The organism is Agriterribacter humi (assembly GCF_009192765.1).
In the GTDB taxonomy this organism is placed as follows: domain Bacteria; phylum Bacteroidota; class Bacteroidia; order Chitinophagales; family Chitinophagaceae; genus Agriterribacter; species Agriterribacter humi.
The window spans coordinates 120,246-143,786 of the sequence record NZ_VOHQ01000007.1; the positions used below are offsets into that span (position 1 = coordinate 120,246).

Sequence of the window (23,541 nt, forward strand, 5' to 3'; positions counted from 1 at the left end):
TATAAGCTGTAATGCCGAAAAATGGTAACTTTTAGTAAAATATTCAGTTATGAAGCATTCATTTGTAGTTTTCCTGCTGAGCATTTTATTTTTATTGCAGTATTCTCAGTGTTATGCCCAACCGCCCCGGGAGCATAAAACCCTTGCTATAGGAGCCTCTGCGCCCGATTTTACATTGCCGGCTGTTGATGGCAAAACATATACACTTGCGTCTTTCAGCAACAGTAAAATATTGGTCATCATCTTTACCTGTAATCACTGCCCTACCGCACAGGCTTATGAAGATCGTATTATACAACTCACCGATGAGTATACTAATAAAGGCGTTGCTGTTCTTGCCATTATGCCCAATGATCCAAAGTCCATTACTTTAAGTGAGCTGGACTATACAGATTTAAGCGATTCCTTTGAGGAGATGAAGATCCGTGCCAAAGAGAAGCAATTCAATTTTCCGTATTTATATGATGGCGATACGCAGGCAACAGCAAAAGCTTACGGACCTGCCGTTACACCGCATGTTTTTATTTTTGATGAAACCCGCAAACTCCGTTTCCAGGGAAGAATAGACGATGTGGAAAATCCTGCCAAAACACCGAAGTATTTTGATACGCGGAATGCTATAGAAGCTTTGCTTGCTAATAAGGAAGTAACTACGCCCACTACAAAGGTTTTTGGTTGTTCTGCAAAATGGAAAGAAAAAAGCGATTGGATTGTTAAGGCACAGCAGGAGTGGGCAAAAGAGCCGGTGCAGTTGAACGATATTGATGTAGCAGGAATAAAAAATTTGCTGAAGAATGAATCCGGTAAACTGCGTTTAATTAATATCTGGGCTACCTGGTGTGGTCCCTGCGTTACGGAATTCCCGGAATTTATAACCATGAACAGGATGTACCGCAAAAGAGATTTCGAATTCATCAGCATCAGCGCCGATGATCCTGCCAAAAAGGAGAAAGCATTACAATTCCTTCAAAAGCAACAGGCTTCCAATGCCAATTATATTTTCAGCACAGATGATAAGTACCAGCTTATTGAAGCGGTAGACCCTAACTGGCAGGGCGCACTGCCTTATACTATTTTGGTGGAACCCGGAGGTAAAATTGTATATGCCAAACAGGGGATCATTGATCCGCTGCAAATGAAAAAAACCATCATTGAGCATCCGCTGCTGGGCCGATTTTATTGAGTGCTATAATACAATTGCTTAATGAACGGAAGTGGTGGTAAGTGGCTTTCCATATATGGCCCTTTAAACTTTTTTTGAGTTCGGGCTGTTTATCTAATCCGCCTTCATACCAGTCGCCGTATTCGTGATCAATAAGGTAGGTTTGGGTATAGCTCCAGAGTTGTTGGAATTTTTCAAAATATCGTAAAGGATCGTTTGGAAAAAGATCGGCCATTAATAACAAGGTATTCATTCCTTCTGCCTGCGCCCACCAGTTTTTGGTATCCTTTATGATCGTGATCTTATCATTACCTTTAAAATAATAGCCTTCATCATAAAATCCTCCAACAGCGTTATCCCAGCCATTGCGCAAAGCATGATCCACCATATGCTTTGCCTTATGAAGGGTGATGCTGTCGTTTTCAATTCCCAATATATGGGACGCTTCAAGCATAAGCCAGACGGTTTCCACATCATGACCAAAAGAAACATGATCGAGGTAGCGATGCTTCAAAATAGTTTCTTTATCCGAGCCGTTGAACGAAACGGGCGTCCAGTTGGGCTGAAAGAAAAGTATAAGATTTCCTTTGGGAGAAGTAATAGTATCCCTGATAAGCAGCAGCATTTCGTTTAAGCGTTCGCGCAATAACGGGTCGGGCCATACCTGGTACAGTTCGGTGAAAGCTTCCAGCAGGTGAATAGAGCTGTTCTGGTCTTTATATCCAAGATCGGAAACAGAAGGGATATCAGCGGTTCGTTTAACAGGCGTGCCATCTCTTTGCATGTGCTGAAAGTATCCCTTGTAGACCGGATCGTGGCTGTGTTTCTCCAGCCATGCAAATGCCTGTTTTGCGAGATTCAGTGCGGCGGTATCACCTGATGTTTTATAATATGCGGCAAGTGCATAAATACCAAATGCATTTCCATAGGCTTCTTTTGCTGCAAAACCGTTGTTCTTTACATTTCCTTTTTGATCTGCCAGTGTATAAAATCCACCATAAATTTTATCCCACATTACATCTTTAAGAAAAAGAAAGCCATGCTTTGCACCTGCTTTATAATATGCAACGGAAGGATATAATTCAGCGGCTTTTGAATTAACCCAGGTATGGCGTGCCTGCGTTACGATCATTTTATCCTGGTTGGGTGACGGTTTAAAGTCGTAGGTATAGGAGCTTATAAACCCTCCGTATACGGTATCCAAAGACCGGGGATACCAGATGTTTAGTAATTCTTTTTGCAAACTCTTTTCCATTGCCATGGCAATCTGCATGCTTTCCGCTTTCTTGTTTTTTGGAGGTAAAGTTTGTAGCTGTGTGTATGCTGTATGTTGTAAAAAAAGTGAAAGGAAGAAGAGTACGTATTTCATACAATTGATTTAGTTCTTTTTTTGCCGCCCTGTTTCGTGTCTCCGCGAAACGGAAGCTAGAAGCTGGTTTGTAAGGACACGAACCAGGGTATTGATCGCTTTAGCGGAATGTAATAACTAAAAGTCAAAAGAAGATAATTCATTTTTCTGAAATTAAATCCATTGCTTTTTCCAGCACCTCGTCTCGTCCCGAACGGATTCCTTCTATGGTCGGTCGTAATGAAATATCTATTTTAACACCTGTCTGCTGAGTTTCAGTTCCGTCAGGATAATATACCCCAGTACCAGAAATTGATGTTTTAATACCTCCAGGTAATGTAATTTCAGAAATATCTCCGTCTGCTCCTGCGGTAGTGCTTCCAAGTACAAGAGATCCCTGTACCGTACTTAGTGCCATAGTGGTATATTCTGCCTGGCTAATGGTGGATGCGTTTACAAGAATAATAACCTTCCCTTTATAAAAATCATTGTTGCAAAATGTTCCGTTTGATATATTCTTCCTATGTACAATTGCTCCAGGCATCTTCAAGCTGATTGAAGTAAAATGAACAAATGGAGAACTGGTTTGTTTTAGCCAGGAGCCATATGTAAAAGGCATAAAAGTTGAAGGATAGCAACGCAGATCAATGATCAATCCTTTAGTGTTCTTAAAAAGAGGCTTGATAGATTCAATATCAGATTCCTTTAAGGAAGCCGGATAAATATATCCAATATCGCCATTCAGTTTTTTGTATCCTCTATCTATAACATTAGCATTAGAGGAAGTATATGTAGAGCGCACCGGAATTCTTTTGATAACGTGTTCTGTTAGTTTGCCCTTGCTGCGAGTCAGTAGTTTTACATCAGGATTATTGCTCCTTAAAAGAAACCCTTTATTAGAAGACAGTTGTTCCAATTGAGCGTCTCTATTAGAACCCGGAGTGAATTTTAATAATTGTTCTACCAGACTATCTGTCTTTATTCCATCTATTCCTTCTATTATGTCTCCAACTTTCAATAATGGTTTAATTTCTGCAGAGTCTTTGTAATAACCAGTCACTAAGAGTTTACGTTCTATGAATTTGGTCTTAAAAGGAATAATAAGCATTCCTTTTAAGGAATCTAAAGTGCCTATTTGGTCTTGAAAATATGCGTGTGTATCTTGTATCCGTCCTGTTAATTCAAGACAAGCCAGTACATATTCAGACCTGATACTAGCCTGTACAAACTTAGGAATGAATTCAACTAATACTTCATTCCAGTCTTCTTTGATCAGGTGTCTGTAAGGGAAGAAATACTGTATACTATTCCAATACCTGTACAATGCCAGCAGCCTTAATCCAATGTTGAGATAATAGGAAGAACCAAAAGCCAATTCATTTTTGAAAATGGGATTTCCAATATGCTCTACCTGGGAAATATAATAATGACTACTCCTGTCATCATAATTATCACGAATTTTAGCAAGCCTGGAAATTAATGAAGAAGTTAGATTGCCATCGTTAAACAGATACCCGAACGATGGCATTAATTTGATTTTTGACCTATCCAAAACGTTGCAATCTCTGCAGTCCTGAACGGCACCCAATTCGTCAACCCAAATTTCCATTTCCGAATTAAACTCGTCTTTTGATGATGCAGAAAACACTTTAGGAAGCATCCTGAATAATTCTTTATCCCAATTATAATCCCCCGCTGCAACCCGCGGGTGATAATATTTTAAGAATCCCCAAAGCATCCCCAAATTGGTTAGTTGTTTAATTTTGTCCGGAGTTATCTTTGGTGGTGCTATTCCTGAAAGATTGAAGGATGTGTCCTTCTTTTTAAATATAGTTTTAAGCGGAACATCTGTTATTAATGTATCGTCAATAGTTAGTTGAAGGTTATCAACCCAGATTTTTCCGCTTCCTGCGAACAAAGCACCAAAGGATATCCTCTCAGCCCTTGCCGGATCAAGAGGAATTTCCACGCTGTATTTCTGCCAGTCATTGGTTCCAGAAATTCCTTTGTCATACATATTATTAAAGGCAAGTACATTCTGGTTTTCATCATCCGCTCTTATCCACAATCCCGCAAATCCATCCAGAACATCTTCGGATTTTATATATCCGCTTAGTCGAAGGGTTTTCCCTGCCAGCGGGGGAGCGATTTCTTTAACGCTAACAATAGCGTTTATGTCTCGCGCATTTTTGGTAAAACGCAATGAATATCTTCCCTCTTGTTTAACAGTCGAATCAATATTTACAGCGTGTGTAGCATTTCCTTCAGGGATTTGCCATCCCAGAGGATGAAGCGTGTCATTAATTTTTTCAACTTGCTCAAAACTGAGGTTGTATTTACTTTCTATCCGGGTGTGACATGAAAAAAGCGATGAGATAAGTAACGCCGCTAATATGGGAGTCGCTATCCTATTTATATAAATACAGCAGGCATCAATCATGGCTGAATTTTGTAAAACAAACCGACTATCCAAATACATGCCTGTTAAAAAGGAACGAATGGCGATTCAATTTTTAGTATACAGGTCTGCTATACGCAGTCTCCAGACTTCGTTATTAATATGTTCTTCCGGGACTATGTCTCGAATGTGGAACTGTGTCCACGAAACGGAAATTGGAGCTGGGGAGCATAAATTATTCACCACGATTTAGTTTGCAGGCCTGCAATTTCTGTAAAATGCTTATCTCTTGTAATTAAAACGAGCTCATGCTGAAATGCCGATGCGGCAATCCATATATCATTAGTAGGTATGGGTTTTCCTTTCTTGTAAAGTTCTGCTACAATTAATCCGTAATGCTGTGCCGTAACTTCATCTGCGTTTAAAACGGTGCATAATTGCAGAAAATCTTGCAATTTTTTCAGGTGCTTAGCTTTGTTGGTTACACGATTTATGCCGATATAAAGTTCGCCTAATACAACGGAGGATATATAAAAAACCGGCAACTTGCTAATTTTATCTGCAATGTTTTTGTTGCCATCAAAAACTTCAATTATAATATTGGTGTCAAGCAAAAAACTATTTCCAGTCATCGGCGCATATGGTTTCGCAGGTTTCAGCAATCGCTGTTCTCATTTTACTGGCTTCCTTTTTGGTAAGGATACCTACAAAATCATAAATACTTGGCTTTTTCGCGGGAATCGTTTTTTTCCTTGATTTTTTCAACACGGCTTCCAATGCTGTTAAAGTTGCTTCGTTGTCAACTTTCAGCACTTCTTCGATTAAAGATATTTTCCTTGCCTCCGTGTACATAAATGTATTTTCTCAAATTTACATCAAAAACCGTTTTGGGCAAAGGGAATTTAAGGCTTTATGCCTGCGGGCATAACGGGTAGATTCAAACAAACACCTCCATTGTGTATACTGCTCATTCTCCTTCAAACTGGAAGATCTTTTCCATCAGCACCCATTTTTCACCAGGCTTTGCCCAGGGAATGGCCTGCTGGTATTTCCACATCAGTTCTTCCCATTCCTGTACTTTGGCGCAATGGGCATCCAACTGTTTCTTTTTTTCAAATGAAAAGTTGTCATCCGTTTCCAGGATCATAAACATCCTGTTGCCTGTGCGGTATATTTCGATGTTTGTAATACCGGCATCCAGATCATTTTGTCGCACTCCCGGCCAACCCACCCCGGGCTTGTGCCAGTTTTGATATTCCTCAATGCTTTTGGGGTCATCAATCAGATCAAGCGTAAGACAAAATTTTTGCATAAGTATTATTTATTTGAACCAGGTATTAAAAGCATTGATCGTTTGTTTGGCCGCCGCATCGCTGCTGGGCCAGGGAAACACTTCCGCAGAAATGTACCCGCTGTACGATATGGATTGCAAAGCCTTTGCAATATCACTCATGGATGTATGTCCCATGCCTATGGCGCGCCTGTTGCTGTCGGCAAAATGTATATGGCCTATATAACTGCCATATTGATAAATGGTTTCGGGTATAGAAGCTTCTTCTATATTCATGTGAAACAGATCGGCCAGCAACTGTATGTTGTTTGTGCCAAGCGTTTCAAGCCAGGCAACAGCATCTGCGAAACAATTGAATATATTGGTTTCGTAGCGGTTCAACGGTTCGTATATCAGGCGTACACCCTTCTTTTCCGCTTTGCCAGCCAGTATGCTTATTCCTTCACTCAGCCACTGTAAAGCGGTAGTTCTTTCAATGCCCTGTGGTATATTACCCTGCATGGAACCAATAATAGCGGGCGCGTTAAAGGCCGCGCCAAAATCAATCATTTCACTTATAAACGCTATGGCACGGTCACGCACAACCGCATTGGGATCGGTAAGGGTTAAGCCCTGTACCACTTTCCCTGCTCCTGTGCCAACTGCGCATATCCGTATACGATAGCTCTCTGAAAGTTGCTGCAGGAGGGTAGTATCAACCGCTGTTGCCGAAGCCGTAAAAAGCTCAACCGCGTCAAATCCTAAGGCTGACGCTTTGGCAATGGAGTCTTCTAAGTTCTCCCAGAATACCCAGGGCCCGCTTTTTATTTGGGGTACCAGGGCTATGGTTATCGCAGATTTCATCTTTTTTATTTACAATGTAAGATCAACCATGATCTTGGTAATATTACCCCTGTTTTCCGACCAGTCCTGTAAAGCTTCGCCGGCGTTATCAAGCGACACGGTTTTGGATATAACGGCATCAACAGGAAACTTACCGTATTCCAGGTACTGAATGACAACCGGAAAATCATCAAGGCAATTGCGGGAACCCAGTATTTCAATTTCTTTTCTTACAAATACACCGGTATTGTATTCTACCGGCTTTTTGCCATAGCCTATGTATACTACTCTTCCGGTATACGATACCAGCTCAACGGCTGCCCTATATGTTTCATGATTACCAACCGCCTCTATAATTACATCCGGGCCATCGCCATTCGTCCATTCATCTAAGGCTTGTTTTAAATTGGCGGTAGTAGTATTAATGGCCGTGGACGCGCCAACAGCTTTGGCTATCCCTGTTTTATAATCGCTTATATCCGCTGCAAAAACTTCTGCTCCATTATTCAGCGATCCGGCAATGGCGCCCAATCCTACTATGCCGCAACCAATCACCAATACCTTGTCGCCTTCCTGTACTCTTCCCCTGTTTGCAGCATGAAAGCCAACCGTCAGGGGTTCAGCAAGCGCCAGTTCTTTATAGGATAAAGCTGCTGAAGCATGTAACTTCCTCCAGTTCACCGCAATGTATTCCGTCATAGCGCCCGGACGTCTTACCCCCATTGTTTTATTGTCAACACAGGCATTGGGGCGGCCTTTACGGCACGCAATACATACACCGCAGTTTAAATAAGGATTCAACGTAACTTTCATCCCCGCTACAAAAGCGGCAGGCACGTTTTTTCCTGCTGCTTCTATTATACCGCCCACTTCATGCCCCAGTACATTCGGGTATTCCTGCATTTCAAAAAGACCTTTGAATCCATTTAAATCGCCTCCGCAAAAGCCTACCATACCAATGCGCAGCAATACTTCCTCATCCGTTGGCACGGGCATTGGTATTTCGCGGATCTCCGTTTTCCCGGGTTCAACCAAAACTAAAGCTCTCATATAAAAACTATTGTTATTTAGGTATGTTGTTTTCACTGCGACCTTCAAACCACATCTTGTTTTTTACCGGCGCTACCAGCTTTTCCATATCATGTAACAGCGCGGCAGGAATATCAAGAGCGGCGGCAGCTATATTTTGTTTAACTTTTTCCACTTCGCACATGCCGGTAATGGTACTTGCTATATGCGGGTGGGCAATGGCGTAAGATAAAGCTACATCGCTCAGTGCCACGCCATATTCACGGCAAAGGCTGATGAGCGCCGGTTGTATGGCGATCATTTCTTTGGGCGACCGGTGCCAGGAAGGTAAGGCGGCATCCGTTAGTATGCGCTGCAAAAACGGAGCGGCATTCATCAGTCCGAATCCCTTTTCCAAAGAAAGGGGTACCAGTTCATCATTGATCTCATCTTCCAATAAATTATAATGCGCCCACGAAAGTACCGTATCTACATTGGTTTGCCGGGCTATATGCGCCAAATAGCGTACCGGCAATCCGGTGAACCCGATATAACGGGCCTTACCACTTTCTTTTACTTTTAGTGCCGCGGGTATCGCCTCATTGAGTAGCTGCTCTTCCGTGCCAAATTCAATATCATGGATTTGCAGTATGTCTACGTAATCCGTTTTTAATCTTTTTAATGATTCATCAATGCTGCTCAGTACACGCTGATAGGAGAAATCAAAATGAGTAACGTACCTGCAACATTTGGTAGCCAGTATAATGTCCTGCCTTTTCCCTTCCAAAGCCTTTCCCAGCCTGGTTTCAGCAAGCGTGTCTCCATAAAACGGCGCCACGTCAAAAAAATTGATACCATTGTCTATGGCATAATGAATAGCGTTTACGCCTTCCTGTTCTTCTACCGGCTCAAATACATTGCCTACCGGCGACACGCCAAAGCCCAGTGCGGATATGCTTAAACCCGTTTTACCGAGAATGCGGTACTGCATAATGAATTTTGAATTGAATGATGTTTATTCTTTTGCCTACCGCCCCGGTTCATGTCACCAAAAACGGAAATTGGAAGTTGGTTCGTGAGGACACGGACCAAGGCATTGGCGGTTGGCAAGTTACAACTTGGCTTTGATTTATAGGATAGAGAATATAGTCACTGAACTGTAAAATTAAATTAATAAAAGTAATTAAATACTTTTATTATAAAAATGGCTTAGCTTTGCGCTATACATTAAACTTTAAAAGCGTACAGATATGGACACTATTACAGAAAACATACTCAACGTAACATTACTTGAACCCCGGCAAAAACATCCTACCATTTTTGCGCGGTTCGATGACCTGGAAGAAGGGGAAAGCCTTACTATCCATAATGACCACGACCCCAAGCCGCTTTACTATCAATTGCTGGGAGAAAGAGGTAATATTTTTATATGGGAATACCTTGAAGAAGGTCCGCAATCATGGAAGGTACGCATCAGCAAACGTATTACGGGTGAAAATGAAGAAACACTCGGAGCCATTGCTGCTAAAGATTTGCGTAAGGCCGAAGTGTTTAAGAAATATGGATTAGACTTTTGTTGTGGCGGAAAAAAAACAGTGAAGGAGGCTTGCGCCGAAAAGGGGATTGACGTAACTAAAATTGAAAAAGAGCTGCAACAGGCGGATAAGCACCCTTCCGCGCGTCCTTTGCCCTACAATGACTGGAACCTTGATTTTCTGGCAGACTATATCGTGAATACGCACCACAGCTATGTACGCAAAACACTACCCGATATAAAAGGGTATGCTTTAAAGGTAGCACAGGTGCATAGCGCACAGCACCCGGAGCTGATCCCTATTCAGCAACTGGTAGAAGAAGTGAATAAAGAACTGACTGAGCACTTGGTGAAGGAGGAAAAGATATTATTCCCTTTCATTAAGGAACTGGTAATGGCAAAAGACAGGAGCCAGTCGCCACGTGCCGTGCAATTCGGCAGTGTACAAAATCCTATACAGATGATGGAGGCGGAGCATGAAACGGCCGGTAAATGTATGGAAGAGATCAGAACGCTGAGTAACAATTACGCTTTGCCTGAAGATGCCTGTGCCAGTTACAGTCTGCTTTTTAAGATGCTGAACGATTTTGAAGAAGACCTGCATATTCATGTTCATCTTGAAAATAATATCCTGTTTCCGAAAGCAGTTGCTTTAGAACGCCATTTAAACCCATGAAGAACCCGAGCCCTATAGAATACCCTCCAGGCCTTTGTTGTATTTCCGGGAATAATGATTTGTGTTGTTGTTAAGATGGAAATACGGCAAGGTCTGAAAGGAGGCTATAGTTCGGTGCGTAACCTGTTGCCAGGCTGAATGATTAAAACTCAGGATGCGAAATGAAAAGCACAGCAATCAAATAAATTACAATGATAAAGCCACTGATGATTTTAATGCTCTCCTGCCTCTTTTGGGCGTGTAAGTCAAATCCTTCTCCCGGTACTGAAACGCCCACAGCGTCCGATGGTCAGGCGCATGAGCATGAAGCCACATTAACGTTGAACAACGGCCAAAAATGGGAGGCGGATGCAGCTACTAGTGAAAATGTAGTGGCTATGCGTACCATTGTTCAGAATTTTTCGGTGGAACCGCATACCAGCTTGGCCGATTACCAGATTTTGGACGGCGACCTTCAGAAAGGATTAGACAAGATGATACAGGAATGTAAAATGCAGGGTCCCGATCACGATGCGCTGCACCTGTGGCTTGAGCCATTACTGAAAAATGTAAGTGAATTGAAGAAAGCTGATGGTACAGCATCTGCCGAAAAGATATTTCATGCTATTGAGGAAAGATTGGATCTGTATACACAATATTTTGAATGATGATGATCAATGCCAATACAAAAATAGCCGCTATACTAAAGCAGCATCCTGCAGCATTAGATGCTGTTATTGCTGTTAGCTCAAAGTTTGAAAAATTACGTAATCCTATATTGCGCAAGGTAATGGCAGGCAGAACAAGTCTTGCTATGGCTGCTAAGGTGGGAGGATGTACAGTAGAGGATTTTTTTATGAAGCTTAAACCTTTAGGCTTTGAAACAGATATGGTAACTGTTATTGCTGCAGAAGAAAAAAAAGTCTTGCCGGCATTTATGACTTCGCTCAAAAATGAACAAATCATTGAGCTGGATGTTCGCCCGGTTATCGCTTCAGGAAAGGACCCGCTGAATATTATTGTTCAGAAAGTAAAAACGATACAGAAGGGGCAGGTGTTAAAGATCATTAATAGTTTTGAACCAATCCCATTGATCGCTTTATTGGAAAAGCAGGGTTTTGTTTCCTATGCCGATACGATACAACCCGATTGGGTAGAAACTTATTTTTACAAAATCAATGCTGCAGAAACTACGGTTAAGGACTCACCTGCCGTTAGCAACGAAGGATGGGATATTTTATTGAAACAATTCGAAAATCATATAAAAACTATTGATGTACGGCACCTGGAGATGCCGGGACCAATGATGACAATATTAGAATCGCTGGAAACCCTGCCCGCAGATGCGGCATTGTATGTTTATCATAAACGCATCCCGGTTTTTTTACTGCCTGAACTGGCGGAAAGAAAATTCGGTTACCGTATAAAAGAGATCAGCGATGGGGAAGTGCATCTTTTAATATTTAAAGACTAAAATGTTAGGCGCATCCATAAGTACAGATCCTGTTAAAACCACCTCTTATAAAGTGGTATTGCCCTTCTATGCTTATGCTTCCATCGCCTTTTTTGTTGCTACCTTACTTTTATTTTTTTCGGCGCCGGCATTCGGCAGGCATTATTTTCATCCGCATGTAATAGCTATTACGCATACTATGGCTTTGGGCTGGGGCACGATGGTAATACTGGGCGCCAGTCACCAGTTGGTGCCTGTGCTTATTGAAGGGAAACTGTTCAGTAACACATTGGCTTATATTTCTTTTGCGCTGGCGGCAGTGGGTATTCCGCTGCTGGTGTATGCTTTTTATACCTTCAATATGAGCTGGATGGCCAGGTGTGGAGGTGAATTGGTTATTGGCGCTGTTGTTATATACCTTATAAACATGGGTATAAGCATGGCTAAATCAAAAACAGAGAATGTGCATGCCGTATTTGTATTTACCGCCGGACTGTGGCTGCTGATCACTACTATTGTTGGGTTGCTGCTGGTATACAATTTTTCAATACCCCTGTTTTCTGAAGACTCCCTGCATTATCTTTCGCTGCATGCGCATATGGGCATTATTGGCTGGTTCTTATTGCTGATCATTGGTGTGGGCTCGCGGTTAATGCCTATGTTCCTGATTTCAAAATATGCCAATGCCAAATTGCTATGGTGGGTATATATCCTTATTAACATGGGATTGATAGCATTTGTTTTCATGTTTTTATATGCTCCTCCTGTTTATTGTTACCTGTTGCCCGTTACCGCTGTTACGGCAGCGCTGCTGTTGTTCGGTTATTATTGCAGGCAGGCTTACAGGCAGCGTTTACGCAAACAGGTAGATGAGCAGCTAAAAATATCCGTGCTTTCTGTGGTGATGATGATATTACCCGTTATTTTATTGATTATTATGATCATTGGCCTATGGGTGGCGGGCGAAAATGCCCGCCTGGTGCTGGCTTATGGTTTCACTGTTTTTTTTGGATGGATTACAGCCATTATTTTGGGTATGACATTTAAAACGCTGCCTTTTATTATCTGGAACAAAGTATATCATAAAAAAGCGGGACTGGGCAAAACGCCCAATCCAAAAAACTTATTCAGCAACCGGGTATTCACCGGTATGGCTGTATTGTATCTGGCAGGGTTTGTTTTATTTGTAACCGGTATTTTATTATCTGTTGTTTTTGTTTTGCAGATTGGGGCCCTGCTTTTATTGCTGGCTGCGGGTTTGTATAACTTTAACGTAATGAAAATAATACTGCATAAACCTGTAATGCCATGAATGTAATAACCAACAGCGATATTAAATCTACAATTGCCATGGCGGCGCTGCAAAATGTAATAGACCCCGAAATAGGATTAAACGTAGCGGATCTCGGATTGATTTACCAGATTGATTTTGATGAACCAGGCAGGAAAATCAATACAACGATGACATTAACCACGCAATTTTGCCCTATGGGTGAATCCATAGTAGACGGGGTAACGCAGGCCATGCAGCAAACTTTTCCCGGTGATACTATACAGGTTGATCTTACCTTTAACCCGCCCTGGAGCTACGATCTGATATCGGAGGAAGGGCGAAAATTCTTAAACAGATAGCACATGCTGAGTTATACCTGTAAAACCGCTGTAAAGGCTGTTATTTATCTGGCTTCAAAGCATGATGCCCGTTCCAACGCCGGTAGCAAAGAAATTGCAGAATATATTGACGCCAGTGAACATACGGTAGGAAAACTATTGCAAACACTGGTAAAGCGAAATGTAATCAATAGTGTAAAAGGGCCGTCCGGCGGATTTAATATTTCTAAAGAGCAACTGAAGCAACCCATTGTTAATATTGTTGCGGCTATTGACGGTGAGGAAGTATTTAAAGAATGCGGGCTGGGACTCAGCAAATGTTCTTCAACTCATCCGTGTCCTATTCACGATGAATATAAGGTAGCGCGCAATTTGATTGAGAAGCTTTTTACTACCAATAAGATATACGACTTATGCAAGCCTGTTAACAGTGGGTTAGCCTACCTGATCGGTTAGGTTCCTTCCCGGAGGCTGCTTTCCTTTGTTTTTTTTGCGGATAAAGCTTTTGTTTAGCGAAGGATATCGCCCCTTCATCGAAGCTTTTGGGGTAATCATCGAAATCAACTGTTAAAAGCCATTAAGGCTCATAATTTTACATGTATACCCGGCGTACACGAAAGTGATTGCTGCAGGTTTGGAGATGAAGTTGCCGGGCAGTAAAATTCAATACTTATAAAACAGACCTATCCATGCAAGGAAAGAAAATTGTAATTACAGTTTTGACGGTGCTTTTCATAGCGCTATTTTTTCTGATGACCATTCCCATGCGCCGCACCTATCACGCTAAAATTGTTGTGAACTCGGATGAACTTATTACATACCGCACCTTGCAGGATACTGTTAATTGGGAGAAGTGGTATTCCGATAATGAAATGCTCCGGCCCAGTCCCGCTTCTTTGACCATGCAACCTGCCAAAAAAAGCAAAGTGTTTGAATATCATTTGAAAGATCAGAACGGGTATGAAAAGGAAGGACGGATACAGGTATCGCGGAAGAATAGCTGGAATATGCAAATCAACTGGTCGGAAGAGCTTGTATTTAAAACGAATATTGCTAAAAAGCTTCAGCTCCTTTTTAAACCCTCTGAGTTCAGAACGGCGTTTCTGCAAAATATGGTACAGTTTAAAAATGCCATTGAGCACCCGGATAATACTTTCGGAGGTTTAACTTTTGAAAGAAAAGAAATGCCTGCCAGTAAGCTTGTAACCTTGTCTGATACCGCGGCATTAAGTGAAGTAAAAGATCAGATTGCTTATTTGCACAATACAATAACCGCTCAGTTGCCTGCTGAAGAAATACAATATCCGGGAACTTTTTTAAGTCAGCACGAAGCGCTGAATGATTCCACAATAATACTTTGTGTAGCAGTGGCGGTAACAGACGCATTGCAGGAAGTTAAAGCGCCTTTTGAAATGATAGAAATGGATGAGCATCCGGCTGTGATTATACAAACGCAGAAAAGTTATACCGATATGGATGAGGATATAAGCATCATGTATGAGTGGCTGAAAAAAAATGATAAACGTCCGGCAACAAGCTACTGGATTAAGCATACCCCATCTGCCGACATTGCAAAAACAACAGGTAAAAACAACTTTACCATTATCCAGGAGGTATATTCCATAAAATAAAGAGCTTAAAAACCGGGTAACCAACCTACACTTTCACTCCGTTACTCTTATTAACAGACAGCACAAATACTGCGTAAAAACGCCCATTTTCATGCCTTCTATGCATGGACTTCCTGCCGCTATTTATGACTTTGTCAAAATTTTTACTGATTATCAATCTGTTACAAAGGTGGCTTTAAAATAACAACCTTAAATTTTGGTAATCTTATTTGATTACTCCTACCTTTGCGCTCCAATTTTTAACCGGTAACCGAAGGGATGGCGACGGTACCAACTCCATGTTTTATATGAGCAGGGGTAAAAAACGAAAATAATGAGTAAACTACATTTCACTACCAAACATGCGAACGCGGCTTCCGTGCAACATAACTGGTATGTTGTGGACGGCACCAATCAAACTGTTGGTCGCATGTGTGCCCGTATTGCGGCTGTGCTGCGAGGCAAAAACAAAGCTTATTACACTCCTCATGTTGATTGTGGGGATTTTATTGTTGTAATTAACGCTGATAAGGTAAAATTCACGGGCAATAAAATTGATGACAAAAACTATATCAACTTTTCCGGTTACCCGGGTGGCAAAAGGGAAGAAACGGCCAGGAGCCTTCTCAGCCGGCGGCCAGAAGTTGTAATAGAAAGAGCTGTAAAGGGGATGTTGCCTAAAAATCGCCTGGGCCGTAAGATATATAAAAAATTATTTGTGTATGCGGGCGCTGAACATCCGCATATTGCGCAACAACCCAAAGAATTGAAATTTTAATTAGTAAACTGCTAATAGCGGTTTCGCTAATAGCCTAAAGCTTAAAATAAATGGAAAAGCAAAAAAATGGCGTTGGTCGTCGTAAAGAAGCAGTGACCCGGGTTTTTCTTTCAAAAGGAGACGGGAAGATCATTGTAAATGACAAAGACTATAAGCAATATTTTTCCCTGATCTACCTTCAAAACAAGGTTGAGCTTCCTTTAAAAACCGTTGAGGGATTAGATAAGTTTGATATTAAAATTAATGCTTCAGGCGGGGGTGTTAAAGGCCAGGCCGAAGCTGCAAAGCTGGGTATTGCACGCGCTTTGCTGGAGGTGAGTGCAGATTATCGTCCTGCATTAAAGGCTGCCGGATTGCTTATGCGCGACCCAAGAGGTGTTGAACGCAAGAAGTTTGGTAAGAAAAAAGCCAGGAAGAGCTTCCAGTTCAGCAAACGTTAGTCCTTTATTTCCCGCAAAGGGATATCGGAAATTTTCAAAAGTTTTCAGATTAGCACATCAGCCTGCCGGCTGGCAGGTTTTCAAATTTTAAAATCAGATAAATGGAAAATAATACTTCCCTTCAACAACAACTCCTCGAAGCCGGTGTTCATTTTGGTCACCTGCGTAAGAAGTGGAATCCAAAGATGCTGCCTTACATCTTTGCTGAAAAAAAAGGCATTCATATTATTGACCTGAATAAAACAGTTGAAAACCTGCAGGAAACTGCTGCTGCATTAAAAAGTATTGCCAAAAGTGGTAAAAAAATAATGTTTGTAGGCACCAAAAAACAGGCAAAGGAAATTGTTACCGATTGCGCAAAGCGGGTAAATATGCCTTTCGTTACTGAAAGGTGGCTGGGTGGTATGCTTACCAACTTTAATACAGTGCGCAAAAGTGTAAAGAAAATGCAAAGCATTGAAAAGATGCTGAACGACGGCACTTTTGACAGCATTACCAAAAAGGAAAGATTAACCCTTAGCCGTGATAAAGAAAAAATGGAAAAGGTGCTGGGTGGTATCGCACAGTTAGGACGGGTTCCGGCGGCCCTGTTTATCATTGATATTGGCCATGAACACATAGCGCTTGCCGAAGCCAAACGCCTGGGCGTTGCTACTTTTGGTATGGTAGATACCAACTGCGATCCTAATAAAGTGGATTTTGCGATTCCTTCAAATGATGATGCAACAAAATCTATTGCTATAATAACCAATTATATTGTTGCGGCCATCGCCGAGGGCTTGGCCGAACGCCAGAACGAGAAAGCTGAAGAAGAAACAGAAGAAGAAGTTGTGGACAAAGGCCCGAGGATGGATATAGATGAGGCCGGCGGTGCAGATAAAGAAAGAGGTGGCAGAACTCCGGGAAGCCGTCCCGGACCAGGTGCAAATCGCCCCGGTGGTGGCGGTAACAGGGGAGGCGCTCCCGGTGGGCAAAGAAGACGTACAACCGGCGGACCTGGTGGACCAGGCAGACGCCCCCCGGGTGGTGGCGGTGGCAGATAGCACACATGTACTATCTCAATTTTATTCTTAATTAAAATTATTGTCCGATATGTCAACAATAACAATTACAGCAGCAGATATTAATAAGCTGCGTCAAATGACTGGCGCGGGTATGATGGATTGCCGTAAGGCATTAACTGAAACCAATGGTGATTTTGAAGAAGCGATTGACTGGTTACGCAAAAAAGGAGCAAAAGTGGCCGCTCTTCGTGGCGACCGTGAAGCGAAAGAAGGCGTGGTAATTGCTCAAACTACGGCTGATAATAAGACAGGTATTGCTGTTTGCATAAGCAGTGAAACGGATTTTGTAAGTAAGAATGCGGATTTTGTGGCTTTTGCGCAAAGTATAGCAGACGCTGCCATACAGCATAATGTAAAAAGTGCTGATGAACTGAATAATGTTGCTATTGATGGTGCTAAAATTGCCGACCTGGTAAATGATAAATTGGCCAGCATTGGTGAAAAAATCGGTATCAGCAAATTTGAGCGTTTAGATGCGCCTTATGTTGCTTCCTATATTCATGGCGCTTATCGCATTGGTGTGCTGGTGGGGTTAAGCAAAGAAGCGGCAGATGCCGGTAAGGATGTGGCTATGCAAATTGCTGCCATGAACCCCGTGGCTGTAGACCCCGATTCTGTATCGGCCGATATAATAGCACGTGAAAAAGCAATTGTAACGGAACAAATTAAAAATGATCCTAAAATGGCAGGTAAGCCCGATGCAATGATTGATAAAATTGCAGACGGAAAACTTAATGCTTTTTTTAAAGAAAATACTTTAACTGCCCAGGCATTTGTAAAAGATAATGGAAAAACTGTTGGCGATTACCTCACCAGTGTTGACAGCGGGTTGAAAGTTATTGATTTTAAAAGAGTAGCTTTAGGATAATCGTATTTCAACTTATCGTATAGGGATCCCGGCAAATTTTTTTTGCCGGGATTTTTTTAGTACTTATACCGCCTGATCGTTTAATGTACCCTATCTCAGTTGTTTGGTATCTACCCGCGAAGGCGTATCTGTTCCATTTACAATGCTTGCTGAGCTTAGCGCAATAGCTTTAATAATTTCCGTCATATTTTTAATATCAAGTGTTGAAAACTCATCGCCGGGTGTATGATAATAAGGCTCGCTGTCCATTTTTGAAGTGGAGACAGTATGTGCAGGAACGCCGAGCCTGGCCAGTGTAGCATTATCCGAACGGTAAAACAATTGCTGGTCGGGGTAAGGATCCTGGTAAAATTTAAAAGCGGTGCCTTCAAGATTTTTTTCTAAAATCTTACCCATGTCCGTTTTTTCATAACCGGTTATATAAGCAGAATTGGCACCCCACTTACTTTCAGTGCCAATCATTTCAATATTGAACATTGCGGTTACCTTATCTGGTTCAAACTGCTTAGAAAAATACTGCGATCCAAAACCACCGCTTTCTTCCGCCGTAAATGCGGCAAACACAAGTGTGCGTTCGTTGTTATTTACCTTTTTAAAATATTTTGCCAGCATAATCACCGCCGTTATACCTGCAGCATCATCATTTGCACCGTTGAATACCGAGTCACCTTTTGCATCGGGTTGGCCTATGCCCAGGTGATCATAATGCCCGGAAAATATTACATACTCTTCCTTTTCGGCAGACCGGTTTTTTCCCGGTAAAATGCCCACTACATTTTTCAGTTTCTTTTCTGTTATCCGGTGCTGAATAGAAAACGAATATTCAACGGGTTCCTGTTCCGTTAACACAAACAGCACACTGTTGTCCGACCTGAAGCTTTCTCTTTTGAGCCGCAGCAGGTTAAAAAAATTCTTAGCATGTGCAGTATCCACCCATACCACATAATTTTTCCCGGACGTAATATAGCCATACGCAGTATTGAATAGTTTATCTCCTGCATTGATTTGTACATTTTCATACCCCGAATCCTGTGTTACCGACAATGTTTCTTTGGATGTAAAAGCAATGATATGACTGCTATCCATATGGCTGCTATTTACTGTGCCGGATGCGGTCGTTTGTTTGGCTTCAATCAAAGTAAATTCCTGGAAAAAATTTGTTGAGGAAGGTGGGGGTTGCAAGCCTGCTTTCTTAAATGCTTTTGCGATATATGCTGCTGCCTTGTCAATACCGGGTGTAAATATAGCACGCCCCTCCATATCATCAGCCGATAAGGTTTTTTCTATTTTGCTGACTTTTTTAACGGTAATGATCCTGTCAATTTTTTGTGCGGATACATACACACTTGTGAGCAGTATAATTACTGATACATAAAACTTCTTCATACTTTAAAGGGGAATTTTTAAATAAGAGGAATTAAACCACGAAAATAAACAAAACCCGAAATTCGAAGGGAAATGCAAACCGAAACGAATGCTCCCTGTAACTTGTAACCTGTAACCTCTTCCCGAAACAAAACCCAACGATAAACTAAAAACGATAAACAACAGACTTCTACAGGCTCATCATTTCTTTAAACTTCACGGCCTGGCGGCGGCTTACCTCAATTTTTTCTCCTCCTTTAATTTCAAGCAGTAATCCACCATTAAAATAAGGTTCCACTCTTTCTATCATGCGCAGATTTACAATATGTTTACGGTTGGCGCGAAAAAAAACTTTTTCATCCAATCGTTCTTCTAATGCATTGAGTGATTTTAAGATGAGTGGCTTGTGTGTGCTGAAAAATACTTTGGCATAATTGCCCACACTTTCAAACAGCCGTATTTCATTCAATTTTACAAACCAGCATCTTTCGCCATCTTTTACAAATACCTGGTCATTTTCGCCCAAAATGCCCCTGTTTACCCCCTGAACGCCTAATGAAGAGGTGAGCGCTTCTTTTTCCTCAATATATTCCAGTTTATGCAGTGCATCTGCCAGCCGTTTGGGCTCAACCGGTTTCAGCAAATAATCTAATGCGTTCACCTCAAAAGCTTTCAGGGCGTATTCATCGTATGCTGTAGTAAATATTACCTGTGGTAATCTGTCTAATTCAGTTAACAAATCAAAACCTGTTTTACCCGGCATTTGAATATCAAGGAATACAAGGTCGGGAGCCATATGCTCAATCTTTTCTATACCCTCATTGGCATTGGCGGCTTCGGCTATTACTTCTATTTCAGGGTGATCCTGCAATAGTTTTTTTAATTCAGTTCTGGCCAATCTTTCATCGTCAATAATAATGGCTCTTTTTGTCATAATGTATAATTTAACTATCGGTTATGTACAGGCATTATCACTTTGGCCTCTACCATATTACCCGGTATATCTTTGATCTCAAACGTAGCCCTTGTGCCAAATAAAAGATTCAGACGGTCCTGCGTACTTTGCAGCCCAAACCCCATTTGCCCTGCATGACCATTTAAAAATCCGCTGTTGCGGATGATTAGTTCGTGACGGTTGTCTATAAAATCCGAAATAATGGTTACCACCCCGCCATGTACCTGTTTGCTAATGCCATGTTTGATGGCGTTTTCCGCAAGCGTTTGCAGCATCATGGGCGGTATAGGTTGGTCCAGCGTATCTTCATCAATATTAAACTGCACTTTCAATCTTTCTTCAAAGCGCATTTGTTCCAGGGCAAGATAATCTCTCACTATACTTAATTCCTGCTCCAGGGGAACGGTCTCTAATTTTTCTGTTTGCATGCTGCTGCGCAAAATATTGCTCAGTTCAGTAATAGCCCGCCGGGCCCTTTGTGGATTTTCATCAACCAAAGCCCTGATGCTATTAAGCGAATTGAAAATGAAATGCGGGTTGATATGCGATTTAATGGTTTTTAGTTCCAGCTCTTTTACCAGCGACTGCAGGCGAAAAGTATCTACTTCCTGCTTTTTATTTTTCTGGAAAAAATGGTATACATAATAAATCAATACCCACACCATTAAAATAAGGGAACTGTCAAAAGTTCTTAGCACCAGTTTATTGATGAAAGCCACTTTCTTTTTGGGATCTATTTCAGACAGGTTAAACAGTTCAAAAAAGGTAAGTAAACTGAGCGAGTAAATAAAGCTGGCTATAATGATGCAGATAAAAAGCCGCGGAACTAATTTTTCAATAGGCAATACCAACCAGTTGCGTTTGATGATAACATTGCGCAACATATGGGTAATGGGTATCCCCAATGACAAAGCGATCAAAAGACGGATAATTAGTTTCTCTGATATTGTTTTATCGTAGGTATAAGCAAAAAAGATATTAATAAGCGCAAACATCCCCCAGCCACAAATCTGGCACCACCAGTATCTTGATATTTTAGATAGCATATATCAAATCTAAACATTTCTGCTTCCTGTCAAAAATATTGTATTACTAGTGGTGAAAAATGCGGGTTAACGGCGGACATAAATTCAAATAAATTTGGTTATTTATTGATTTTCAAGTCGTAATAAGCCAATAAATACTTTACTAAAAAAGCATTTATATCTTACTTTTGTTGTTGATTTAAGATGTTTTTACATGGATATAACACCAGGGCCTCTTTTACAACAGATCACCGATCCGAAAGATCTCAAAAAGCTAAGCAGGGAACAATTGCACCAGGTGTGCAGCGAACTCCGTCAATATATTATTGATGTGGTAAGTACGCATGGCGGACATTTTGGGGCCAGTTTGGGTGTTGTAGAGCTTACTGTTGCCCTCCATTATGTGTTTAACACGCCTTACGACCAGTTGGTATGGGATGTAGGTCACCAGGCTTACGGCCATAAAATTTTAACGGGCAGAAGAGATAATTTTTATACCAACCGCAAATACAAAGGACTTAGCGGGTTTCCAAGACGCGCCGAAAGCCAGTACGACAGTTTTGGAGTAGGCCATTCTTCTACTTCTATTTCTGCTGCGCTGGGCATGGCAATGGCAGCTAAATACAAGGGGGAGGATCGCAAATCGGTAGCTGTTATCGGGGATGGCGCAATGACTGCCGGTCTTGCTTTTGAAGGAATGAATCATGCCGGTGTGGCAGATGCAGATATGCTCATCATTCTCAACGACAACTGTATGAGCATTGACCAGAATGTGGGAGCGTTAAAAGAATACCTTACCGATATTACCACTTCGCGTACCTATAATAAATTAAAAGACGACATCTGGAATGCCTTGGGCAAATTACCGGTGGGCAAACGTTTTACCAGGGAAATGGCCAGCAAGCTGGAACACAGTATTAAAGGATTTGTAAGCAAAAGCAGCAATCTTTTCGAAGCACTGAACCTCCGGTATTTTGGGCCTATAGACGGGCATAATATTACCAAGCTGGTGGATGTTTTGCAGGATCTTAAAAAAATTCCAGGTCCCAAGCTATTGCATATACTTACGGTTAAAGGAAAAGGATATTCGCTTGCCGAAAAAGATCAAACCAAATGGCATGCGCCGGGACTGTTCGATAAGATAACCGGTGAAATATATAAAAAGAAATTCGATCTTCCGCAACCCCCTAAATACCAGGATGTTTTTGGACATACCATAATTGAGCTGGCCGAAAAAAACAATAAAATACTGGGGGTAACACCTGCAATGCCTTCGGGGTCGTCATTAAAATTTATGATGGACAAAATGCCGGACCGTGCTTTTGATGTTGGTATCTGCGAGCAGCATGCGGTAACCTTAAGTGCAGGCATGGCTACCCAGGGTATGAAGGTGTTTTGCAATATCTATTCTTCCTTTATGCAAAGGGCTTATGACCAGGTAGTACACGATGTAGCTATCCAGGATCTGCCTGTTGTTTTTTGCCTTGATCGTGCCGGATTGGTTGGTGAAGATGGCGCCACGCATCATGGGGCATACGATATAGCCTATATGCGCTGCATTCCCAATATGATTGTAAGCGCCCCCATGAATGAAAGTGAATTGCGTAACCTGATGTATACTGCGCAGTTAGACACTACTGTGCATCCTTTCGTTATCCGCTATCCCCGTGGTGAAGGTGTTATGCCTGTATGGAAAACCGAGATGAAAGAAATTAAGCCGGGAACAGGAAGAAAATTAAAAGACGGCGAACGGATTGCTATATTGTCATTCGGTCATCCGGGAAATTTTGCGGCCGCAGCCATACGCGAATTAAGAACGGAAGAGCTGAACCCGGCGCATTATGATATGCGCTTTGCCAAACCTCTGGATGAAAATTTGCTTCATGAAGTATTCGCTAAGTTCGATAAAGTAATTACCGTTGAAGATGGTACTGTACAAGGTGGCTTTGGAAGCGCCGTTCTGGAATTTATGGCAATGCATCACTACGGGGCCGAAGTGAAAATATTAGGAATGCCCGATCATGTGATAGAACAGGGCACTCCTAAGGAGTTACAAAAAGAATGTGGATATGATGCCCCTGCTATAGCCGCTGCTGTACGGGAAATGATGAATGAGGGGCAGCATTCTGTCATACACAAATCTATTCTTTAAAA

The 23,541-nt window shown here is 41.7% G+C and carries 24 protein-coding genes; 13 read left to right on the top strand and 11 right to left on the bottom strand.

Going from position 1 to position 23,541, the window contains the following annotated elements:
• The first annotated feature begins 49 nt into the window (after nt 1–49).
• Nucleotides 50–1,183 (top strand): redoxin family protein, encoded by a 1,134-nt coding sequence (locus FRX45_RS13455; RefSeq protein WP_152268956.1) that lies wholly within the window; start codon nt 50–52, stop codon nt 1,181–1,183.
• Here FRX45_RS13455 and FRX45_RS13460 read toward each other — a convergent pair.
• From FRX45_RS13460 to FRX45_RS13495, 8 genes are all read right to left on the bottom strand, one after another.
• Nucleotides 1,149–2,531: an AGE family epimerase/isomerase gene (locus FRX45_RS13460; protein WP_152268957.1), complete on the bottom strand. Its 1,383-nt coding sequence runs from the start codon at nt 2,529–2,531 to the stop codon at nt 1,149–1,151. The genes FRX45_RS13455 and FRX45_RS13460 overlap by 35 nt on opposite strands.
• A 139-nt stretch (nt 2,532–2,670) precedes the next feature.
• On the bottom strand, nt 2,671–4,950 hold the full coding sequence (locus tag FRX45_RS13465) for a S41 family peptidase (protein WP_193311696.1): 2,280 nt from the start codon (nt 4,948–4,950) through the stop codon (nt 2,671–2,673).
• A gap of 197 nt (nt 4,951–5,147) precedes the next feature.
• On the bottom strand, nt 5,148–5,540 hold the full coding sequence (locus tag FRX45_RS13470; RefSeq protein ID WP_152268959.1) for a type II toxin-antitoxin system VapC family toxin: 393 nt from the start codon (nt 5,538–5,540) through the stop codon (nt 5,148–5,150).
• Nucleotides 5,527–5,760, bottom strand: a complete 234-nt coding sequence (locus FRX45_RS13475; protein ID WP_152268960.1) for a hypothetical protein — start codon at nt 5,758–5,760, stop codon at nt 5,527–5,529. The genes FRX45_RS13470 and FRX45_RS13475 overlap by 14 nt, the downstream gene beginning before the upstream one ends.
• A gap of 115 nt (nt 5,761–5,875) precedes the next feature.
• Complete coding sequence (locus FRX45_RS13480; protein ID WP_152268961.1) at nt 5,876–6,220, bottom strand: L-rhamnose mutarotase; 345 nt, start codon at nt 6,218–6,220, stop codon at nt 5,876–5,878.
• A 9-nt stretch (nt 6,221–6,229) separates the two neighbouring features.
• Entirely contained in the window at nt 6,230–7,042 is an 813-nt protein-coding gene (locus FRX45_RS13485) for a sugar phosphate isomerase/epimerase family protein (protein WP_152268962.1), read from the bottom strand.
• A 9-nt stretch (nt 7,043–7,051) separates the two neighbouring features.
• Nucleotides 7,052–8,071 carry a zinc-binding alcohol dehydrogenase family protein gene (locus FRX45_RS13490; protein WP_152268963.1) on the bottom strand — a complete coding sequence of 340 codons (1,020 nt, stop codon included), beginning with the start codon at nt 8,069–8,071 and terminating at the stop codon, nt 7,052–7,054.
• A 13-nt stretch (nt 8,072–8,084) separates the two neighbouring features.
• Entirely contained in the window at nt 8,085–9,020 is a 936-nt protein-coding gene (locus FRX45_RS13495) for an aldo/keto reductase (RefSeq protein ID WP_152268964.1), read from the bottom strand.
• 259 nt (nt 9,021–9,279) lie between these two features.
• On the opposite strand from FRX45_RS13495, the gene ric reads away from it, so the two are divergent.
• The 11 genes from ric (at nt 9,280) to tsf (ending at nt 18,042) form a co-directional block, all read left to right on the top strand.
• Entirely contained in the window at nt 9,280–10,239 is a 960-nt protein-coding gene (ric, locus tag FRX45_RS13500) for an iron-sulfur cluster repair di-iron protein (RefSeq protein ID WP_152268965.1), read from the top strand.
• A gap of 191 nt (nt 10,240–10,430) precedes the next feature.
• Nucleotides 10,431–10,886 (top strand): hypothetical protein, encoded by a 456-nt coding sequence (locus tag FRX45_RS13505; RefSeq protein WP_152268966.1) that lies wholly within the window; start codon nt 10,431–10,433, stop codon nt 10,884–10,886.
• Nucleotides 10,883–11,692: a DUF2249 domain-containing protein gene (locus FRX45_RS13510; protein ID WP_152268967.1), complete on the top strand. Its 810-nt coding sequence runs from the start codon at nt 10,883–10,885 to the stop codon at nt 11,690–11,692. Before FRX45_RS13505 ends, FRX45_RS13510 begins: the two co-directional genes overlap by 4 nt.
• Before the next feature lies 1 nt (nt 11,693).
• Nucleotides 11,694–12,983, top strand: a complete 1,290-nt coding sequence (locus FRX45_RS13515) for a cytochrome C oxidase subunit I (protein ID WP_152268968.1) — start codon at nt 11,694–11,696, stop codon at nt 12,981–12,983.
• Nucleotides 12,980–13,303 carry a metal-sulfur cluster assembly factor gene (locus FRX45_RS13520; RefSeq protein ID WP_152268969.1) on the top strand — a complete coding sequence of 108 codons (324 nt, stop codon included), beginning with the start codon at nt 12,980–12,982 and terminating at the stop codon, nt 13,301–13,303. Before FRX45_RS13515 ends, FRX45_RS13520 begins: the two co-directional genes overlap by 4 nt.
• 3 nt (nt 13,304–13,306) lie before the next feature.
• Complete coding sequence (locus FRX45_RS13525; RefSeq protein ID WP_152268970.1) at nt 13,307–13,738, top strand: RrF2 family transcriptional regulator; 432 nt, start codon at nt 13,307–13,309, stop codon at nt 13,736–13,738.
• Nucleotides 13,739–13,971: 233 nt separating this feature from the next.
• The gene (locus tag FRX45_RS13530; protein ID WP_152268971.1) at nt 13,972–14,913 is read left to right on the top strand and encodes a hypothetical protein; all 942 of its coding nucleotides are present in this window, start codon (nt 13,972–13,974) and stop codon (nt 14,911–14,913) included.
• A gap of 313 nt (nt 14,914–15,226) precedes the next feature.
• Nucleotides 15,227–15,670, top strand: coding sequence for a 50S ribosomal protein L13 (rplM, locus tag FRX45_RS13535; RefSeq protein WP_152268972.1), 444 nt, complete (start codon nt 15,227–15,229; stop codon nt 15,668–15,670).
• 50 nt (nt 15,671–15,720) lie between these two features.
• On the top strand, nt 15,721–16,110 hold the full coding sequence (rpsI, locus tag FRX45_RS13540) for a 30S ribosomal protein S9 (protein WP_152268973.1): 390 nt from the start codon (nt 15,721–15,723) through the stop codon (nt 16,108–16,110).
• Nucleotides 16,111–16,211: 101 nt separating this feature from the next.
• Nucleotides 16,212–17,153 carry a 30S ribosomal protein S2 gene (rpsB, locus tag FRX45_RS13545; RefSeq protein ID WP_152268974.1) on the top strand — a complete coding sequence of 314 codons (942 nt, stop codon included), beginning with the start codon at nt 16,212–16,214 and terminating at the stop codon, nt 17,151–17,153.
• Nucleotides 17,154–17,202: 49 nt separating this feature from the next.
• Nucleotides 17,203–18,042 carry a translation elongation factor Ts gene (gene tsf, locus FRX45_RS13550; protein ID WP_152268975.1) on the top strand — a complete coding sequence of 280 codons (840 nt, stop codon included), beginning with the start codon at nt 17,203–17,205 and terminating at the stop codon, nt 18,040–18,042.
• Nucleotides 18,043–18,132: 90 nt separating this feature from the next.
• On the opposite strand, the gene FRX45_RS13555 is transcribed toward tsf, so the two are convergent.
• The 3 genes from FRX45_RS13555 to FRX45_RS13565 form a co-directional block, all read right to left on the bottom strand.
• Nucleotides 18,133–19,428 carry a M28 family metallopeptidase gene (locus FRX45_RS13555; RefSeq protein ID WP_152268976.1) on the bottom strand — a complete coding sequence of 432 codons (1,296 nt, stop codon included), beginning with the start codon at nt 19,426–19,428 and terminating at the stop codon, nt 18,133–18,135.
• 169 nt (nt 19,429–19,597) lie between these two features.
• A complete protein-coding gene (locus FRX45_RS13560; protein WP_152268977.1) occupies nt 19,598–20,341 on the bottom strand; it encodes a LytR/AlgR family response regulator transcription factor in 744 nt (247 codons plus the stop codon).
• Nucleotides 20,342–20,355: 14 nt separating this feature from the next.
• Nucleotides 20,356–21,408 carry a sensor histidine kinase gene (locus FRX45_RS13565; RefSeq protein WP_152268978.1) on the bottom strand — a complete coding sequence of 351 codons (1,053 nt, stop codon included), beginning with the start codon at nt 21,406–21,408 and terminating at the stop codon, nt 20,356–20,358.
• Between the two features lie 193 nt (nt 21,409–21,601).
• Between FRX45_RS13565 and dxs the strand changes: the two genes are divergently transcribed.
• Nucleotides 21,602–23,539 carry a 1-deoxy-D-xylulose-5-phosphate synthase gene (dxs, locus tag FRX45_RS13570; RefSeq protein WP_152268979.1) on the top strand — a complete coding sequence of 646 codons (1,938 nt, stop codon included), beginning with the start codon at nt 21,602–21,604 and terminating at the stop codon, nt 23,537–23,539.
• Nucleotides 23,540–23,541 lie beyond the last annotated feature (2 nt).

What these genes read in the sequence shown, in the direction of transcription:
- FRX45_RS13455 (WP_152268956.1), top strand. Translation starts at nt 50, where the DNA reads ATGAAGCATTCATTTGTAGTTTTCCTGCTGAGCATTTTATTTTTATTG.
- FRX45_RS13460 (WP_152268957.1), bottom strand. Translation starts at nt 2,531, where the DNA reads ATGAAATACGTACTCTTCTTCCTTTCACTTTTTTTACAACATACAGCA.
- FRX45_RS13465 (WP_193311696.1), bottom strand. Translation starts at nt 4,950, where the DNA reads ATGATTGATGCCTGCTGTATTTATATAAATAGGATAGCGACTCCCATA.
- FRX45_RS13470 (WP_152268959.1), bottom strand. Translation starts at nt 5,540, where the DNA reads ATGACTGGAAATAGTTTTTTGCTTGACACCAATATTATAATTGAAGTT.
- FRX45_RS13475 (WP_152268960.1), bottom strand. Translation starts at nt 5,760, where the DNA reads ATGTACACGGAGGCAAGGAAAATATCTTTAATCGAAGAAGTGCTGAAA.
- FRX45_RS13480 (WP_152268961.1), bottom strand. Translation starts at nt 6,220, where the DNA reads ATGCAAAAATTTTGTCTTACGCTTGATCTGATTGATGACCCCAAAAGC.
- FRX45_RS13485 (WP_152268962.1), bottom strand. Translation starts at nt 7,042, where the DNA reads ATGAAATCTGCGATAACCATAGCCCTGGTACCCCAAATAAAAAGCGGG.
- FRX45_RS13490 (WP_152268963.1), bottom strand. Translation starts at nt 8,071, where the DNA reads ATGAGAGCTTTAGTTTTGGTTGAACCCGGGAAAACGGAGATCCGCGAA.
- FRX45_RS13495 (WP_152268964.1), bottom strand. Translation starts at nt 9,020, where the DNA reads ATGCAGTACCGCATTCTCGGTAAAACGGGTTTAAGCATATCCGCACTG.
- ric (WP_152268965.1), top strand. Translation starts at nt 9,280, where the DNA reads ATGGACACTATTACAGAAAACATACTCAACGTAACATTACTTGAACCC.
- FRX45_RS13505 (WP_152268966.1), top strand. Translation starts at nt 10,431, where the DNA reads ATGATAAAGCCACTGATGATTTTAATGCTCTCCTGCCTCTTTTGGGCG.
- FRX45_RS13510 (WP_152268967.1), top strand. Translation starts at nt 10,883, where the DNA reads ATGATGATGATCAATGCCAATACAAAAATAGCCGCTATACTAAAGCAG.
- FRX45_RS13515 (WP_152268968.1), top strand. Translation starts at nt 11,694, where the DNA reads ATGTTAGGCGCATCCATAAGTACAGATCCTGTTAAAACCACCTCTTAT.
- FRX45_RS13520 (WP_152268969.1), top strand. Translation starts at nt 12,980, where the DNA reads ATGAATGTAATAACCAACAGCGATATTAAATCTACAATTGCCATGGCG.
- FRX45_RS13525 (WP_152268970.1), top strand. Translation starts at nt 13,307, where the DNA reads ATGCTGAGTTATACCTGTAAAACCGCTGTAAAGGCTGTTATTTATCTG.
- FRX45_RS13530 (WP_152268971.1), top strand. Translation starts at nt 13,972, where the DNA reads ATGCAAGGAAAGAAAATTGTAATTACAGTTTTGACGGTGCTTTTCATA.
- rplM (WP_152268972.1), top strand. Translation starts at nt 15,227, where the DNA reads ATGAGTAAACTACATTTCACTACCAAACATGCGAACGCGGCTTCCGTG.
- rpsI (WP_152268973.1), top strand. Translation starts at nt 15,721, where the DNA reads ATGGAAAAGCAAAAAAATGGCGTTGGTCGTCGTAAAGAAGCAGTGACC.
- rpsB (WP_152268974.1), top strand. Translation starts at nt 16,212, where the DNA reads ATGGAAAATAATACTTCCCTTCAACAACAACTCCTCGAAGCCGGTGTT.
- tsf (WP_152268975.1), top strand. Translation starts at nt 17,203, where the DNA reads ATGTCAACAATAACAATTACAGCAGCAGATATTAATAAGCTGCGTCAA.
- FRX45_RS13555 (WP_152268976.1), bottom strand. Translation starts at nt 19,428, where the DNA reads ATGAAGAAGTTTTATGTATCAGTAATTATACTGCTCACAAGTGTGTAT.
- FRX45_RS13560 (WP_152268977.1), bottom strand. Translation starts at nt 20,341, where the DNA reads ATGACAAAAAGAGCCATTATTATTGACGATGAAAGATTGGCCAGAACT.
- FRX45_RS13565 (WP_152268978.1), bottom strand. Translation starts at nt 21,408, where the DNA reads ATGCTATCTAAAATATCAAGATACTGGTGGTGCCAGATTTGTGGCTGG.
- dxs (WP_152268979.1), top strand. Translation starts at nt 21,602, where the DNA reads ATGGATATAACACCAGGGCCTCTTTTACAACAGATCACCGATCCGAAA.